The 18,043-nt window shown below is 33.6% G+C and carries 15 protein-coding genes and 1 other RNA gene; 7 read left to right on the forward strand and 9 right to left on the reverse strand.

Annotated elements, in window-relative coordinates:
* Position 1 precedes the first annotated feature (1 nt).
* Entirely contained in the window at positions 2-553 is a 552-nt protein-coding gene (locus Q1B37_RS22565; protein ID WP_299902832.1) for a DNA mismatch repair protein MutS, read from the forward strand.
* 3 nt (positions 554-556) lie between these two features.
* Here the strand turns inward: Q1B37_RS22565 and Q1B37_RS22570 are convergent, their stop codons facing one another.
* Both Q1B37_RS22570 and Q1B37_RS22575 read right to left on the reverse strand, forming a co-directional pair.
* The gene (locus tag Q1B37_RS22570; protein WP_299902834.1) at positions 557-1,105 is read right to left on the reverse strand and encodes a hypothetical protein; all 549 of its coding nucleotides are present in this window, start codon (positions 1,103-1,105) and stop codon (positions 557-559) included.
* 4 nt (positions 1,106-1,109) lie between these two features.
* Positions 1,110-2,261 carry a hypothetical protein gene (locus Q1B37_RS22575; protein ID WP_299902835.1) on the reverse strand — a complete coding sequence of 384 codons (1,152 nt, stop codon included), beginning with the start codon at positions 2,259-2,261 and terminating at the stop codon, positions 1,110-1,112.
* Between the two features lie 284 nt (positions 2,262-2,545).
* Between Q1B37_RS22575 and Q1B37_RS22580 the strand changes: the two genes are divergently transcribed.
* Positions 2,546-3,694 (forward strand): cysteine desulfurase family protein, encoded by a 1,149-nt coding sequence (locus Q1B37_RS22580; protein ID WP_299902836.1) that lies wholly within the window; start codon positions 2,546-2,548, stop codon positions 3,692-3,694.
* Here Q1B37_RS22580 and Q1B37_RS22585 read toward each other — a convergent pair.
* Positions 3,691-6,153: a carboxypeptidase-like regulatory domain-containing protein gene (locus tag Q1B37_RS22585; protein WP_299902839.1), complete on the reverse strand. Its 2,463-nt coding sequence runs from the start codon at positions 6,151-6,153 to the stop codon at positions 3,691-3,693. The two genes, Q1B37_RS22580 and Q1B37_RS22585, sit on opposite strands and share 4 nt — an antisense overlap.
* 13 nt (positions 6,154-6,166) lie before the next feature.
* Positions 6,167-7,855: a M23 family metallopeptidase gene (locus Q1B37_RS22590; protein WP_299902842.1), complete on the reverse strand. Its 1,689-nt coding sequence runs from the start codon at positions 7,853-7,855 to the stop codon at positions 6,167-6,169.
* A 180-nt stretch (positions 7,856-8,035) separates the two neighbouring features.
* Here Q1B37_RS22590 and Q1B37_RS22595 point away from each other — a divergent pair, with 180 nt between their 5' ends.
* From Q1B37_RS22595 to rny, 4 genes are all read left to right on the forward strand, one after another.
* Positions 8,036-8,326 carry a hypothetical protein gene (locus Q1B37_RS22595; RefSeq protein WP_299600116.1) on the forward strand — a complete coding sequence of 97 codons (291 nt, stop codon included), beginning with the start codon at positions 8,036-8,038 and terminating at the stop codon, positions 8,324-8,326.
* A 10-nt stretch (positions 8,327-8,336) separates the two neighbouring features.
* Positions 8,337-8,627 carry a cell division protein ZapA gene (locus Q1B37_RS22600; RefSeq protein ID WP_299600118.1) on the forward strand — a complete coding sequence of 97 codons (291 nt, stop codon included), beginning with the start codon at positions 8,337-8,339 and terminating at the stop codon, positions 8,625-8,627.
* A 55-nt stretch (positions 8,628-8,682) separates the two neighbouring features.
* A non-coding RNA gene (ssrS, locus tag Q1B37_RS22605) (6S RNA) lies at positions 8,683-8,803 on the forward strand.
* A gap of 55 nt (positions 8,804-8,858) precedes the next feature.
* Entirely contained in the window at positions 8,859-10,424 is a 1,566-nt protein-coding gene (rny, locus tag Q1B37_RS22610; RefSeq protein ID WP_299600120.1) for a ribonuclease Y, read from the forward strand.
* A 29-nt stretch (positions 10,425-10,453) separates the two neighbouring features.
* On the opposite strand, the gene Q1B37_RS22615 is transcribed toward rny, so the two are convergent.
* The 5 genes from Q1B37_RS22615 to Q1B37_RS22635 form a co-directional block, all read right to left on the reverse strand.
* A complete protein-coding gene (locus Q1B37_RS22615; RefSeq protein WP_299600122.1) occupies positions 10,454-10,873 on the reverse strand; it encodes a hypothetical protein in 420 nt (139 codons plus the stop codon).
* A 50-nt stretch (positions 10,874-10,923) separates the two neighbouring features.
* Positions 10,924-11,295 (reverse strand): STAS/SEC14 domain-containing protein, encoded by a 372-nt coding sequence (locus Q1B37_RS22620; RefSeq protein WP_299600124.1) that lies wholly within the window; start codon positions 11,293-11,295, stop codon positions 10,924-10,926.
* 110 nt (positions 11,296-11,405) lie between these two features.
* Positions 11,406-11,792, reverse strand: a complete 387-nt coding sequence (locus Q1B37_RS22625; RefSeq protein ID WP_299902850.1) for a hypothetical protein — start codon at positions 11,790-11,792, stop codon at positions 11,406-11,408.
* 132 nt (positions 11,793-11,924) lie between these two features.
* Positions 11,925-12,299: a hypothetical protein gene (locus tag Q1B37_RS22630; protein ID WP_299902853.1), complete on the reverse strand. Its 375-nt coding sequence runs from the start codon at positions 12,297-12,299 to the stop codon at positions 11,925-11,927.
* 243 nt (positions 12,300-12,542) lie between these two features.
* Positions 12,543-15,101, reverse strand: coding sequence for an ATP-dependent Clp protease ATP-binding subunit (locus Q1B37_RS22635; RefSeq protein WP_299600130.1), 2,559 nt, complete (start codon positions 15,099-15,101; stop codon positions 12,543-12,545).
* Between the two features lie 383 nt (positions 15,102-15,484).
* On the opposite strand from Q1B37_RS22635, the gene gyrA reads away from it, so the two are divergent.
* The gene (gene gyrA, locus Q1B37_RS22640) at positions 15,485-18,031 is read left to right on the forward strand and encodes a DNA gyrase subunit A (protein WP_299600132.1); all 2,547 of its coding nucleotides are present in this window, start codon (positions 15,485-15,487) and stop codon (positions 18,029-18,031) included.
* The last annotated feature ends 12 nt before the right edge of the window (positions 18,032-18,043 follow it).

Below are 18,043 nucleotides of genomic sequence, written 5' to 3' on the forward strand. Positions count from 1 at the left end.
TATGATAAAAGTTGGTGATTTTGTATCAGTTTTAGATGAGCCTATTAGTGGTAAGGTTATTTCAATTAATGGAGATGAGATTACTATAGCTTCTAATGATGGGTTTAATATGCATTTTATGAAAAATGAGCTGGTAAGGGAGGAATCTGGTAATTCTTTAGTACCGTCTTATGAGGAGGTTCAAAAAAATCTTCAACATAAAGAAGTTTATAGAAAAAAGCCTAAAAGACCAATGGCAAAACCTAAAGAAAAAAATGTTCCAGCAATGGAAGTCGATTTGCATATTCATAAATTGGTGAAATCAACTAAGGGAATGTCTAATCATGATATGGTTACCTTGCAATTAGATACAGCGAAACGACAATTGGATTTTGCCATTAGCAAACGTATCCCAAATGTAATATTTATTCATGGAGTAGGACAAGGAGTATTAAAAGAAGAGCTACGTTATTTGTTTGGGCGATATGATAATCTTAGAATTTCCGACGCAGATTATAAAAAATATGGTTTAGGTGCGATGGAAGTTTATATTGTTCAAAATCCTAAAAAATAGTGTTTAGTTGGTCACAGTTACAGTGTCAGTTCCTAATACTAAAAGTTCTCTGCGAATTCCAATGCCATTGCCTTCTAAAGTAACGTCGTTTAAAGTAACTGTTCTTTCGTATGTGGTTTCTGTAGCAGTTGTGTTTTGAAGAACATAGCTAATATCTACAGTCCCATTAGAACTAACTAATTCTTGAGTAACATTAACATTACTTATTGGTACACTATTGCAAAAATAATCATCACCATTAATTGAAGTGTCGAACTCTCTATATAATAGTTGATTTGTAGTTGTGTTTAAAGTTATAACTACGGGCTCATCTACAGAAACATCTGCAACGGTTGCAGGTTCGATTTCGAAACTAGAATCTGTGAAATTTACAGATAGAGATCTGTTTGTGTCCTGATCTATTACGAAAAAAACAAATGTATTATCATTTTCATTTGAGCAATTTTGGAGCTCGTCATCACTAAAAATGTCTAAAGGAATTTCAAGAATGTCTCCTTCACTACAACTTGCAAAAAAAAGTACTAAAATAATTATATAAATTTTTTTAATCATGGTGCTAGTCATTTTTTGGAGTAGTAATCGATACTGTTTCATCTCTGAAACCAAAAGAAAAATTATCATCAGTAAATTGATCATTTTCCTCATTAAGAATCAAATTGGTAATGGTAACAGTAGTTCTAAAAACTGTGATTACCGTATTGTCTAATACAGGTAGATTCTCATCGTTTACGTTTACCTGACCAATAACTGGATCACTAGTATTATCATCCAGATAATCAGGAAAACCATCGCCATCTGTATCTTGGGCGTTAACAGGGTTGCCATCATTATCAGGATTGGCATTTTCATCAATAGTATTTATTCCATCTCCATCATCATCTTCATCCAAGTAATTCGGTAATCCATCACCATCCGTATCATCGTTCCTCGGATCTCCGTCTCCATTTACGTCTTCGTTTATCGTGTAAATTCCATCTCCATCATCATCAATATCTTTAAAATTAGGGACTCCATCTCCATCGCTATCTTCAAATAATTCAGTACTATTAGGGTCTGTATTACGAAATTCTACACTGGTTAGTACATTATCATTGTCATCATCTTGATCTCTAAAGTCTGGAATTTGATCTTCATCAGAATTATAACCTGCTTCAATACCCAATGAATCTGCAGTAGCATCTTCATTCCCAATTGCCGGGTCGCTCATGTCATCATCTAAGTAATTTGGTACTCCATCTCCATCAGGATCCGCTTCTGGATCAATTTCATTAGGACTTTCTAGAGTTGATTCTACTCCATCATTATCATCTTCGCTAACAATAACATTAGTTATAACAGCTTGTCCACCGATTCCGATAAGTTCATCGGTAACGCCAATACTACTATCAGGGATATTGCTACAATAGTAATCTGCAGTAATGGCAGAGTTAAATTGTCTGTAAATAAGATTATTATCTGGATCAGTGTTTAGGTCGATGATAATATCGTTTTCCGTTTCTGATGTTTGAGAATAAGTATCGTTTATAAACCGGTAAGCAATCGCCTCATTAACAGAAGTGTTTATTTTAAAAAAAACGAATTCATCAGTTATTGAACCTTCACAAAGTTGTAGATCAACATCGTCAAATTCAAAACTAGTGACAATGATATCACCATCATCACAGGAAAGTATGATTAAAAAGATAAAAGTGGACAGAATTTTTTTCACTTAAAATATTTTGATTAATAACCCTATAAAACGTCCTTAATACCAAATGTAATTATAGAACCTGCTTTAAAGACGATTAAAATAGTCAGATGTTCACAATTTTGGTAATTTTTTACAAATCTGAACAAAAATAAAGGAATTGAAAGATTATAACGTGCAGTGTGGAAAATAATTTTATTTGAATTAGATTTGCGCTACTAAAAATAAGAATATGATAATATGTTTTTCTTATTTCTGTGGTTATCATATTTTTCTAAGAGTCATTAACTAAATTTTTGAATTTAATGCAAAAGGTTTATTTCGATAGTGCTGCTACGACACAATTACGCCCCGAAGTAATTGAGAAAATGACTACTGTGCTAAGAGAAGATTATGGAAATCCTTCTTCGACACATGGATTTGGTAGATCTGCAAAGAATCATATTGAGCAAGCTAGAAAAAATATTGCTAAATATCTTGGTGTAAAAGCTTCTGAAATTATTTTTACCTCTGGAGGTACAGAAGCTGATAATCTAGCATTAAATAGTGCAGTTAGAGATTTAGGTGTTCGAAGGATTATCACTTCTAAGATAGAACATCATGCAGTCCTGCATACGGTGCAAGAAATTCAATTGCATACAGATATTGATGTTTGTTATGTAGATATAGAATCAAATGGAGTTGTTGATTATAAACATTTAGAGAAACTTTTGGAAGATTCTAGCGCTAAAACCTTGGTGAGTTTAATGCATGTAAATAACGAGGTGGGGACTATTTTGGATATTGAAAGGGTAGGTGCATTGTGTAAATCTCACGAAGCGCTTTTTCATAGTGATATGGTGCAATCTATTGGTCATTTAGATGTAAACCTAAATCAATTAGAAGTAGATTTTACTGCAGTAAGTGCTCATAAATTTCACGGTCCTAAAGGCGTAGGTTTTGCATACATAAAAAAGAACTCAGGACTTAAACCATTGATCTATGGAGGGGAGCAGGAGCGAGGATATAGAGGAGGAACAGAAGGTGTTCACAATATTGTTGGAATGGATGAAGCATTAAGGTTAGCTTATGAGCATATGGATGAAGAGAAGCTGTATGTTTCGAATCTAAAACAATACTTTGTTGATCAATTGAAGACGCAAATAGCTGGTGTAAAGTTTAATGCGAATTGCTGCGATTTGGAACATAGTACATATACCTTGATTAACGTCTGCCTACCAATTTCACAGGAAAAAGCTGGAATTTTATTGTTTCAGTTGGATATTAAAGGAATCGCTTGTTCTAAAGGAAGCGCTTGTCAAAGTGGAAGTGGTAAAGGATCTCATGTTTTGGCAGAGATTTTATCTGACGAAGACATGCAAAAGCCTTCTGTTAGGTTTTCTTTTTCCAAGTATAATACAAAAGAAGAAGTCGATTACGTAATTGAGGTCTTAAAAGAGTTTGTAGAAAACTAAAATCTCATTCCTAAACGCACATTAAAAACTCGTTGTGTTAAAAAGTTTGGAATCGAAAATTGTCTCTGAGAAGCTGCATCCCTAACAAATGTATTTGTTATTGAATTTAGGTTGTCAAAAAGGTTGAAAATTTCGAATCCAATACTCAAATCTTTAAAGTTGTTGAAAAAGCTACCTTCTTTTCTTCTAATTTTATTATCCACTACAATATAAGAAATACCTAAATCCGCTCTTCTATAATCTCTTAAACGTGTTTGGAAATCATAAGGATCTGCGTTGGTGGGAGAACCACCTGGCACTCCAGTTTGATAAACAAGGTTAAGATACATTTTCAGATTTGGAATGGTTGGGACATAATCCTGAAATAATGCTCCAATCTTAATCCTTTGATCTGTTGGTCTAGCTATATAACCTCTATTGTCTAAGTTTTCCTCAGTTTTTAATAAACCTAGGCTAAACCAACTTTCTGTTCCAGGAACAAATTCTCCGTTTAGTCTTAGATCAAAACCAGCTGCATAAGCTTCAGCATTATTATTTGCTCTATATCTAATACGAACGTTTTCTATAGTATAAGAATTAACGTCGGTTAATTTCTTATAGTAGAGTTCTGTTGTAAGCTTAAAAGGTCGTTTCCATAAATTAAAACTGTAATCATTTCCTGCAACTATATGAATCGATTGCTGAGCCTTTACATCAGGTTGTACAGTTCCTTGCAGATCTCTTAATTCTCTATAAAACGGAGGTTGATGATACCATCCTCCAGAAAGACGAAATACCATGTCTGATTTCCAATCAGGTTTGATAGCAACTTGTGCTCGAGGACTAAAAACTGTTTGAGAAGAATTACTTATTCCTTCTCCTGATACATTCCAATTATGAGCTCTAACTCCTACATTTGCCCAAACTTCGTGATCCTTAATATTTGTACGTAAACTATATTGAGCATATCCAGAAAAACGATCAATGTTTACCATATTAGTTGCTCGTACACTGTTAAAAGGTACAATTGGACTTGCATTTGGATTATAAGGTTGATCATTTACAAAAGTTCCTGGTGGACGGATTGAAAACCCTGCGGAATCTATCACTTCAAATTCTTGAATTCTATCTCGAATATCTTCAGAGGTATATTTTACACCCCAATCAAATTGATGCTCATCAGCTATGTAAGTACCTTTGTGTTCTATATTAAAGATAAGCGCATCCAGATCATTTCTAGCATGCGTTAGCTGTGATCCAACACCTTGATTAAATTCGGCTTCTCCCAGATCTTCACCTCCAATATCAGTATTTACTGTGCCAAGAAAATAAGCAGCAAATATGTCGAAATACTCTTGTTCTTGTGTATGGTATGCTGATCCTATTAATTTAAGGGTCAAATTCTCATTCGCTTGGTAGGTTCCTTTTAAAGCTCCAAAATATGTTTGATAACGATCTCTTTCTTGTCCGTCATAAAAAACAGTTAATGCAATTGGATCGGTGATAGGCCCAAAGTTGGTTCTCCTGGTAAGTGGTTCGTAGTCATATCTATTGATAGCGATGTTTCCAAGGAATCCAAGTTCAAATTTCTTCGAAAAGTTATAAGAAAGATACGTTTGTACATCTGCAAATCTAGGTCTGAAATTGGTTTCGGTTTGCCTAGCATCAACAAGCAAACTATTATCTCTATACCTAACACCAACTACACCAGCAAATTTCTTGTCTTTTGTAATACCTCCAGCAGATATACTTCCTCCAAGTAGGCTCAAATCAGCAGATAAATCAAAGCGTGTAGGTCTTCTATAAGTAATATCTAATACTGATGATAATTTATCACCATATTTTGATTGGAAGCCACCAGCAGAAAAATCTACATTTCTTACTAGATCGGTATTTACAAAGCTTAGCCCTTCTTGTTGTCCAGATCTAATTAGAAACGGTCTATATACTTCAATTTCATTAACGTACACTAGGTTTTCGTCAAAATTACCTCCTCGTACGGCATATTGCGTACTTAATTCATTATTGGAGCTTACTCCGGGTAAAGTTTTAAGTAATCCTTCCACACCCGCATTGGCCGAAGGGGTAATCCGAATGGTTTCGGGATCCAAAGTTGTGATTCCTTCAACGGCTTTTCGTTCTCTTCCGGTAATAATTACTTCACTTATCTGTTCAAATTCCGTCTTTAATACTGGATTTAATTCGTATTCCTGATTTTCTTGTAAGTTAATTGTAAAGGTGATGTCCTTTAGTCCAACATGGCTAATTTTAATGGTAATGTCTTTATTGGCAGGGATGCTTAATACATAAACACCATTTTCATCCGTTTTAGTGCCAGAGGTTTCATAAGATACATTTGCGTTAGCAACAGGCCTGTTGGATTCGTCTAGAACCACACCTTTTACAACTGCTTCTTGAGCAATAATCGAGTGACTTAAAATAACAAGAAGAAAAACAAAAAGAACGGGTAGATTTTTCAAAGAGTATGTGTATTTACGGTTTTCTAAAGAATGTTGTTTCAAAAGTAGTACTATTTCCTACTTTATCTAACACGATAAGTTTGAATTTATTTTCTGTTTCTGAAATTATTTTATCATTAAAATCATAAACAAGCATTCCAGTTTTATAGTCATACTCCATTAATACGAATTTTCCATTGATCGTAGCACGATAACTTTTAATTCCAGAATCTGTATCGTCAATTTTAATTTTTAAGAAATTGGCTTTTGACATCCATTTCTTACTAGAAACGTTAATAGGTACGATAGTTGGTTTTTCGTTATCTGTGAATAAAGAATAACTTCCTAAAGTTCTTGTTCTGGTAGAAAAACGATTCCCTTTCTTATTCGTTTTTACGTGATAATGTTTATCGTTATAACCAAGTCGTCCTATGTATAATTTTTTCTTATCTGTTTCGCTATAATTAGCTACATCAAAAACAACGGTCATGTTTTTATGCAACGGAATTTCGTCTTCATGAATTTTAATGGTATCACCATTTGTAGCAATATCTAGGTAAGCATTTTCATAAAGACTTCCTTTAGGTATGTATAAATCAAATATTCCTGAATTATAAGTAAAGTTTTCTGAAGGTTGTATGAAATAGGGTGTTTTGACAATTTCTTTTTTAGTGATTTTTTCAATGTTTTTTCCTTGAATAGGAATACTTATTTCTGTAGTATTATTATTAAAATCTTTTACAAAAACTTTTGCAGTATAAGATAAGCTATCTTCGATGTTGAAAATACCTTTGTCAACTGTATTTTTATAGATGCTGAGAGGATTATTTTTTTCAATAAACAACTTGGTAATTCTACTCCGGTTTTTCTTGTAATGAGCATAATCGATCAATCTATTTATATAACGTGTTTCGGAAAATGAAAATCGTTTCATCTCCATAGAAAAATTTTCCTGACCATTGATTTCGGTAGTGATTTTGTAAACACCATTTTTATTAGCAGCAAGATTTTGTTGGTCGATAGTAGATACTCCAATGCCAATTTTCCCGATAGCGGTAACACCTTCAGCTTTGAAATTTCCGTTGTCTAATGGAATCAATCTAAGTTTCGAAGGATTTTGGTTTCCGTTAATATGTGATTTTTCTTCTAAACTGTACAGCCATACGCTGTTAATTATAGGTTTTTTGGTATCCTTTACTTGGATACCAAAAGTAAGGGGGTTCATTGGTCTTGCCTTGGCATCCCTTATTTCAAAATGAAGATGCGGACCGCCACTTCCTCCCGTATTTCCGCTATACGCAATTATTTTTCCTTTGGTTACCGACAAGGCGCCAGCTTTAGGAAAAAGCTCAATTTCATAGGATTCTTTTGCGTATTGTCGTTTCTTTATGTATGCTTCTATTTCTGGTGCGAATTTCTGAAGATGGGCATATACCGTTGTGTATCCATTCGGATGCGAAATATAGATAGCCTTTCCATATCCAAAATGAGAGATTTTTATTCTGCTTACATTACCGCTAGCAGCTGCATATACAGGTAAACCTTCTTCTCCGTTAGTTTTTAAATCTAAACCAGAATGAAAATGATTAGATCTTAATTCTCCGTATGTTCCAGATACTGCCAGAGGGATATCCAAAGGATTTGAAAAATAATCAGTAGGAACGTTCTTTTGACCATACCCAATAATAGTAAAACTGAGTAATAATAATGTAAAAACTCGCATAGAAGGTAAATGTAAATATTTAGAGGTTAAAATTAAAGTGATGGTCGATGAAAAACTAAAAGTCTATAAATTAATTACTTGATTGGTTAGATCTTTTAGCTTTAAAATTAGTTTAAAAACTATTGGGTTTTTTCAATTGGTATGTTAACTTTGTGTAACGAAGTATTGCGTAAAATTATAATGAGTAATTTGATTGAAATTGTTGATTCTCTTGAGAATAGGATTAGTAAACTGCTCCATAAATATGATTTGATGAAGCAGCAAAATGCCGATCTTAAGGAAAAAATAAAGAATTTAGAATCTAATTCTGAAATTCAAAACGATCAATTAAAGCAATGGGAAGAAAAATTCAGTGCACTCAAAAATGCAAACGCAATGCTCGGCAGTGACGAATATAAAAGGGAAACCAAGCTCAAAATAAATGCCTTAATAAGAGAGATAGATGTCTGTATAGCACAGCTGTCGGAGTGATAAAAAAAACATGGCAGACAAATTAAAAATCAAATTATCAGTTGCGGATAGAGTATATCCATTAACGATCAAGCCAGATCAAGAAGAAGGCTTGCGTAAGGCTGCTAAGAAGATTGAAGCCATGATTAAGCAATTTGAGCAAAGTTATGCTGTTAGAGATAAGCAAGATGTATTGGCAATGTGTGCTTTACAGTTTGCTGCACAAGTAGAACAAAAGGTTATAGATAAAGATAGTGATGAAATAAATGTAACAGGAAGGCTTAATGCCTTAAATGATTTGTTGCAAGATCATCTATCATAAACGTTCATTAAAATAAATAAGGTTACTGCCTGCACTAGTTGTTATTTTTTGATAAACTCAACAAGAATTATTTTAAAAAGGGTGAGTTTAAGTTGTAAAAGCAAGCCGTGCTGATTTTTTCAGTTTCACGGATCCTTGACCAGCTTGTTAGCCCTAAACCTGTTTTTACAGAGTTTATACAAAACCCAAGCTAGTGCAGGCTTTTTTTATATATAAACACTAACTAGAATTATGGATAACATTATATTTTTGATTATTGCTGCGGTTGCAGGTTTAGTGATAGGTTTTATTATCGCTAAAGTATTGGAGCGCAACAAAGCCTCAGAAATTGTCAAAAACGCAAAAAAGACTTCGCAGAGTATTATAAGAGATGCTAAAAGCGAAGGAGAAACAATTAAGAAAGATAAAATTCTTCAGGCAAAGGAGAAGTTTATAGAGCTTAAATCGGAGCATGAAAAAGTAATTTTATCTCGAGATAAGAAGATGGCAGAAGCCGAAAAAAGGACAAGAGATAAAGAATCACAGGTTTCTAATGAACTTTCAAAAGGCAAGAAGTTAAACGCAGAATTAGAGCAGAAGATTAAAGATTATAATCATAGGAATGACTATCTTGAGAAGAAGCAAGGAGAATTAAAAAAGCTTCATAAGAGTCAGGTACAGCAATTAGAAGTAATATCAGGGCTGTCTGCTGATGAAGCAAAAGATCAGCTTATAGAATCGTTAAAAGAACAAGCCAAAACAGATTCTATGGCATTAATTCAAGATACGATAGAAGAGGCTAAGCTTACTGCACAACAAGAAGCTAAGAAAGTTATTATTAATACGATCCAAAGAATCGGTACAGAAGAAGCTATTGAAAATTGTGTATCTGTATTTAATATTGAAAGTGATGATGTAAAAGGACGTATTATTGGACGTGAAGGTCGAAATATTAGAGCTATTGAGGCAGCTACGGGTGTAGAAATTATTGTAGACGATACACCGGAAGCGATTATTTTATCATGTTTTGATTCTGTGCGAAGAGAAGTTGCTAGACTTTCTTTACATAAATTAGTTACGGATGGTAGAATACATCCTGCTAGAATTGAAGAAATAGTAAAAAAGACAAGAAAGCAGATCGATGAAGAAATTATCGAAGTAGGTAAGAGAACCGTTATCGATCTTGGTATTCATGGATTGCATCCTGAGCTTATAAAAACTGTGGGGAGAATGAAATACCGCTCCTCGTATGGCCAGAATTTACTGCAACACTCTAGAGAAGTGGCTAAGCTTTGTGGTGTGATGGCTGCGGAGTTAGGGCTTAATCCTAAATTAGCAAAGCGAGCTGGTTTGTTGCATGACATAGGTAAAGTGCCAGATACAGAAACAGAAGTACCTCATGCTATCTTAGGAATGCAATGGGCAGAGAAGTATGGGGAAAAACCTGATGTATGCAATGCGATAGGTGCTCACCATGATGAAATCGAAATGACAGCATTGATATCACCAATTGTTCAGGTGTGTGATGCTATTAGTGGTGCTAGGCCAGGTGCACGTAGACAGGTGTTAGATTCCTATATCCAACGATTAAAAGATCTGGAAGACATCGCATTTGGATTTAGTGGAGTTAAGAAAGCTTATGCGATACAAGCTGGTCGAGAATTGCGTGTAATTGTTGAAAGCGAAAAAGTAAATGACGAAAGGGCTGCTAGTCTGTCATTTGAAATTTCTCAGAAAATACAAACGGATATGACCTATCCAGGACAAGTTAAAATTACAGTGATAAGAGAAACCAGGGCTGTAAATATAGCAAAGTAAAAAAACACAAAACTTTTATAAAAAGGGCGTCATTTGATGCTCTTTTTTTGTTTTTCCTTTGGAGTTATTGTTTTATAAGGATGTTTTTTTATCAATTGATCTTTCCAAGTTAAAGCTGATTCCAAATCATCAAATCTCTTAAATTCTTTTTTAAAGAACTTCTTTTCGTATTTGGTTAGGGTTTTTTGAATTGGATCATTTGATACCACTGCAAACCCTAAAAGAGAAGGAATTTTTGCGGTTTTGATATATACAATTGGATCTACCGAATACGAATTGATTCTATTTGTTATATAGACAAAAGGGGTGTTTTTAAAATGCTTCTCAGCTATTCTTATTAGGATAGCGTTATTTTCGACCGAAACCACAATCCCTTCGTGCATTGTGGCTAATACATAATCATCATGTATTTCTAAGTCGCAAAAATCTAATTCGTAAGATCTAATCATGTGGGGAGTTTTCTCAATGTTGTATAAAATAAATGAATTATTTTATTAATTCATAAACTATTTAATATTTTGTTTTTCCATTTTAAAGCTTCTTTTAGGTTATTGAAGTATGCTATTTCTTTATTAAAAAATTTACTTTCCAGCTCTGTCAGTTTTTTTTGCCTATGGTTTTTTGACACGATTGCAATACCTTTTAAGGTGTCAATTTTTGTAGTTTCATGATAGACAGTAGGGTCTACTGCATAATTGTTTATCCTGTTGGAAATGTAAATAAATGGTTTGTTGTTAAAATATTTTATAACAAATTCTAATAGTAGATTGTTGTGTTCAGGCATGACCAAAAAGCCTTCTGAAATTGTATTTTTAAGATAATCTTGGTGTATTTCTACTTTAGCGAAACCTAAATCATAGTATTTTGTCATATTTCATTTCAAAACTATTATTTAAGTATGGTTAATTTAGTATAATTTACAACAAAACTATTACTTATGAAAATTTGAAATTTTCTTTGTTTTGAAATTTTGGGGAATTTTCAAACTAATGAATTGGAGTAATCTTGTAGTAATTCATCCTTCCATATTAAAGCTGATTCCATATCATCAAACCTTTTTAATTCTTTACTAAAAAAAGCTTGCTCAAGTTTGATTTGTTTTTCTTGTAAAGGATCTTTAGATACCACAGCAAATCCCAATAAGTTGCAGATCTTTGTAGTTTCTAAATATATGGTAGGATCTACAGCATAAGAATTAATACGATGAGTAATATATAAAAATGGTTTGTTTTTAAAATGCTTTTCTACCATTTCTAGTAAAACATTGTTGTGTTTTGGGGTTATGGTTATTCCTTCATTTATAATAGATTTGATATAATCATCATAAATTTCGATAAGCCCAAAATTTAGTTGATAAGTGTTAATCATTAGGGGTATTTTAGGTGGAGCAAATATATAGTTTAGGATTTAAAAACTATAGTTTTTTAAATAAAATTTTGGGATTTTTCCCTTGTTTGTATTCTTTGTTTATGAGTCACTTTTACGGTAGTTTCAAATGCTTTAATCTTGTTTTTTAAGAAGTTCCTCTTTCCAGATTAATGCAGATTCCATATCATGAAAGTGTTTAAGTTCTTTATTAAAGAATGTTTTTTCTATTTGTGTTTGGTTTATTTGAAGCGGGCTATCGGAAACTACTGCAAGGCCAACTAGTGTTTTGATTTTTGCTGTTTCAAAATATACGGTCGGATTGATAGCGTAGGAGTGTATTCTATGAGAAATATATACAAAAGGTTTGTTTTGGAAATGATTTTCGACCATTTCTAAAAGTGTATTATTGTCTTCAGGGGATACTGTGATTCCTTCGTTGATGACTACTCTCATGTAGTTATCATATATCTCTGCCAGACCAAAATCTGTTTTATAAAAGGTAATCATTAGTTTTTGTTTGTTTCAAGTAAAGATATGTTTTTAAAGTATGAAAAAGTAAGTTTTTTCCGTAATTCGAAAAGTGTTCCTAAATTTTAAGAAGTGTTTAGGTTGCTAGAAATGCTAGCCTGAAGTGAATTGTAAGTTTTGGCGATGATCAACCAAGAAAAAAGACCTCTTGATTAAAAGAGGTCTTTTTATAGTATAATTTATAATATTTCAGTTCTTTCCTTTTTCTAGATAGAAATGGTTTTAAGATTCGGTAGATTCTTCGGTTTTATCGATTCTTATGGTTAATTCATTAGAATCATCGTCTAAATCCATAAAGATACTGTCTCCTTCCTGTAGTTGTGCATTGATAATTTCTTCAGCCAATGCATCTTCAATGTATTTTTGGATAGCTCTTTTTAATGGTCTCGCACCATATTGCTTATCAAAACCTTTTTCGGTGATATAATCCTTAGCTTTTTCGCTTAGAGATAAATCATATCCTAATCCTTTAATTCTTCCATATAGTTTCTGTAATTCTATATCGATGATTTTATGGATATCTTCTCTTTCAAGAGCATTGAATACGATTACATCGTCAACTCTATTTAAGAATTCTGGTGCAAAAGCTTTTTTCAAAGCATTTTCAATAACTCCTTTAGCATAACTATCAGATTGCGTTTTCTTAGCTGTAGTTCCAAAACCAACACCTTGTCCAAAATCTTTAAGTTTACGAGCTCCGATATTTGAGGTCATGATAATGATCGCATTTCTAAAATCAATTTTGCGTCCAAGACTATCAGTTAAATATCCATCATCAAGAACTTGCAACATCATATTGAAAACATCAGGATGCGCTTTCTCGATTTCATCAAGTAATACAACTGCATAAGGTTTTCTTCTCACTTTTTCTGTAAGTTGTCCACCTTCTTCGTATCCTACATATCCTGGAGGAGCACCAATAAGCCTGGAAACTGCGAATTTCTCCATGTATTCACTCATGTCTATTCTGATTAGTGTGTCTTCACTATCAAAAAGCTCTTTGGCTAATACTTTTGCTAATTGTGTTTTTCCTACTCCTGTTTGACCTAAGAAAATAAATGAACCTATTGGTTTGTTAGGGTCTTTTAAGCCAGCACGATTACGCTGGATAGCTTTTACAACTTTAGAAACTGCTTCGTCTTGACCAATTACTTTACCTTTTATTAGATTTGGTAATTCAGCAAGTTTGTTGCTTTCGGTTTGCGCTATTCTATTTACAGGAATTCCGGTCATCATGGAAACTACATCTGCTACATTTTCTTCATCTACAGTTTCTTTATGAAGTTTGGAGTCTTTTTCCCATTGCTCCTGCGCTTGTGCTAATTCTTTTTCGAGATTTTTTTCATCATCCCTTAGCTTAGCAGCTTCTTCATATTTTTGTTTTTTGACAACGCTATTCTTAAGCTCTCTAACCTCTTCCAGCTTTTTTTCTAGATCTAAAATCTTTTTAGGAACATCGATATTAGTAATATGAACTCGAGAACCAGCCTCATCTAAAGCATCAATTGCTTTGTCTGGTAGGAAGCGATCAGTCATATATCTATTCGTAAGTTTTACGCAAGCTTCAATAGCACTGTCCGTATAACTTACATTATGATGCTCTTCATATTTTTCCTTAATGTTATTAAGTATTTCTATGGTTTCCTCAATGTTAGTAGGTTCAACTATAACTTTTTGGAAACGTCTTTCTAAGGCACCATCTTTTTCGATGTATTGTCTATACTCATCTAAGGTTGTTGCACCAATACATTGTATTTCTCCTCTTGCTAGAGCAGGTTTGAACATATTGGACGCGTCAAGGCTTCCAGTAGCGCCTCCTGCACCAACGATCGTATGAATTTCATCTATGAAAAGAATAATATCATCATTCTTCTCTAATTCATTCATAACAGCTTTCATACGTTCTTCAAACTGTCCTCTATACTTGGTGCCAGCAACTAAACTGGCTAAATCTAGAGTAACAACACGCTTATCGAAAAGGATTCGAGAAACTTTTCTCTTAACTATTCGTAGCGCCAGTCCCTCAGCTATAGCTGATTTTCCAACACCAGGTTCTCCAATAAGAAGAGGGTTGTTTTTCTTTCTTCTACTGAGTATTTGAGAAACTCTTTCAATTTCCTTCGTTCTACCAACAACAGGATCTAATTTTCCTTCTTCTGCCATAGCAGTAAGGTCTCTTCCAAAATTATCTAATACAGGTGTCTTAGATTTTTTATTGGTTTTAGCACCACCAGTTGGTGAATTAAAAGGATTTTCTTTTGAAGCATCTCCCGCCATATCATCATCATCATCAGAAAATGATTCAGCTTTTGGACCTTCTGTGTATTCGTCTTCGTTAGCAATCATAAATTTAAATTGATCTTTAACATTATCATAATCTACTTTAAGTTTGTTAAGTAACTTAGTAGTAGGGTCGTTTTCGTTTCTTAATATACATAATAACAAGTGAGCGGTATTAATCGATGAGCTTTGGAATAACTTTGCTTCCAAAAAAGTTGTTTTTAAAGCTCTTTCGGCTTGTCTTGTTAAATGTAAGTTCTTTTTTTCGTTAGTAGCAATTGCTACATTGGGGTTTGCGGGGCTTAGAATTTCAACTTTTCTTCTCAAATTCGTTAAATCTATATCTAACGCATCAAGTATACTAATTGCTTTTCCACTTCCATCTCGCAACAGTCCTAACATAAGATGTTCCGTGCCAATAAAGTCATGCCCTAATCTTAAGGCTTCTTCTTTACTGTAAGCGATAACATCTTTTACTCTTGGTGAAAAATTATCATCCATATAATTAGCTTCTTTCTTTTTCTCTGTGTTCTTTATTACTAAATATAGTAATTTTTAAAATTACTTTGTCAAAAACTATTCCTTTTAACCATACTTTACAAATAAGCTGACATAATATCCAACTTGTGTCATACTTTTTTCAAAAAAAGATATTTAAATATGTCAAGTTTTAGAAAATGACAAAAAACTTTTTTGTTTTCCGAGTAAATAGACGAAAAAAGGATTAATAATCAAAATGTATATATATTGACTTATTAACCATTTGGGTCGTTTAAGTTGTTAATAAATTACGTATATTACAAAGACTATATGCTGTTAAAACCGTCTTAATTTACTTAAATTAGCGCGTTTAATAAAATCAATTTTAGAATAAAATAATTTTTATGGCAGAAGGAGAAAAGCTAATACCTATCAACATAGAAGATGAGATGAAGTCTGCTTACATTGATTATTCAATGTCTGTGATCGTATCACGAGCACTTCCGGATGTTAGAGATGGACTCAAGCCTGTACACAGGAGAGTTCTCTACGGTATGTATGAGTTAGGTGTAAGAGCAAATAGTGCTCATAAAAAGTCAGCCAGAATAGTAGGGGAAGTACTAGGTAAATATCACCCACATGGTGATACTTCGGTATATGACACAATGGTTCGTATGGCTCAGGAATGGAGTTTACGATACATGTTAGTAGATGGTCAAGGTAACTTTGGATCCGTCGATGGAGATAGCCCAGCAGCAATGCGATATACAGAGGCTAGAATGCGAAAGATTTCTGAAGATATGCTTGCAGATATCGAAAAGGAAACAGTAGATCATACGTTCAACTTCGATGATACTTTGCAAGAACCAACTGTATTACCAAGTAGAGTTCCTGGATTATTAATTAACGGGGCTTCGGGTATTGCAGTAGGTATGGCAACTAATATGCCTCCTCATAACCTAAGCGAGGTTGTAGACGGAACAATCGCTTATATCGATAATAACGATATTGAGATTGATGAACTCATACAACATATAAAAGCACCAGATTTTCCTACCGGTGGAATTATATATGGTTATGATGGAGTAAGAGAGGCTTTTAAAACTGGTAGAGGTAGAATCGTAATGCGAGCCAAAGCAAGTTTTGAAGAGGTAAATGGAAGAGAATGTATTATTGTGTCTGAAATACCTTATCAGGTAAATAAGGCAGACATGATTAAGAAAACAGCAGACCTTATCAACGATAAGAAAATTGATGGAATTTCCTCTATTAGAGATGAATCTGATAGAAAAGGGATGCGAATTGTATACATCCTTAAAAGAGATGCGATTCCTAATATTGTATTGAATCTTCTATATAAGTATACTGCCTTACAATCTTCATTTAGTGTAAATAATATTGCACTAGTTCAGGGAAGACCTCAGTTGTTGAATGTAAAAGATATGATTCATTATTTCGTAGAACACAGACACGATGTGGTTGTGCGAAGAACAAAATATGAATTAAGAAAGGCAGAAGAGAGAGCTCATATACTAGAAGGATTAATAATTGCTTCAGATAATATCGATGAGGTAATTAAATTAATTAGGGCATCTTCAAATGCAGACGAAGCGAGAGAGAAGTTGATTAAACGATTCAAGCTTACTGAAATTCAGGCGAAAGCGATTGTTGAAATGCGTTTACGTCAACTGACAGGATTAGAGCAAGACAAGCTGCGCGCGGAGTATGAGGAATTAATGAAGACTATCGAAGATCTTAAAGATATTCTTGATAAGAAAGAACGTCGAATGGATATCATCAAAGAAGAACTTCTCGAAGTGAAAGAAAAGTATGGTGATGATCGTCGTTCTCAAATAGAATACGCTGGAGGAGATCTTAGTATTGAAGATATGATTCCTAATGAGAAAGTGGTAATTACAATTTCTCATGCAGGATATATAAAAAGAACGTCTCTTACTGAATATAAGAAACAAAATAGAGGAGGAGTAGGTCAAAAAGGTAGTACTACGCGTAATGAAGATTTCTTAGAGCATCTTTTTGTGGGTACGAATCACCAATATATGTTATTCTTTACCCAAAAAGGAAAATGTTTTTGGATGCGTGTTTACGAAATACCAGAAGGAAGTAAAACTTCTAAAGGTAGAGCCATACAAAATCTTATCAATATTGAAAATGATGATAAGGTTAAAGCCTTTATTTGTACTCAGGATCTTAAAGATGAGGAGTATATCAATTCCCATTATGTCATCATGGCTACTAAAAAAGGTCAAGTTAAAAAGACCTTGTTAGAGCAATATTCTAGGCCAAGAACTAATGGTATTAATGCGATTACGATTAAGGACGATGACGAATTACTTGAAGCGAAATTAACAAATGGTAAAAGCCAGGTAATGCTTGCTGTAAAATCTGGTAAAGCTATACGTTTCGAAGAAGAGAAAACTAGACCTATGGGTAGAGGTGCTTCTGGAGTTAGAGGAATTCGCTTGGCGGATGATAATGACGAAGTAATTGGTATGGTAGCTGTAAATGATATGGAAAGTAATATTCTTGTTGTTTCTGAAAACGGTTACGGAAAGCGTTCTAGTTTAGAAGATTATAGAATTACGAATAGAGGAGGAAAAGGGGTTAAAACAATATCCGTTACTGATAAAACTGGAAAACTAGTTGCTATTAAAAATGTAACAGACGCTGACGACCTCATGATTATCAATAAATCAGGAATTGCTATAAGACTTTCTGTAGAAGATCTGAGAGTTATGGGAAGAGCTACTCAAGGGGTTCGATTAATAAATCTGAAGGGGAAAGATTCTATTGCTGCAGTAGCAAAAGTTATGCAAGAAGAAGAGGATGTTGATAATATAGATGAGAATATTGAAGAAATTGATATATCTTTGCAAAATGGAAATGATGCCAATGATGGCACAGCAATTGATGAAACAAAAGAAGAATAACAAAGAATCCCA

The organism is uncultured Aquimarina sp. (genome assembly GCF_947492965.1).
In the GTDB taxonomy this organism is placed as follows: Bacteria; Bacteroidota; Bacteroidia; order Flavobacteriales; family Flavobacteriaceae; genus Aquimarina.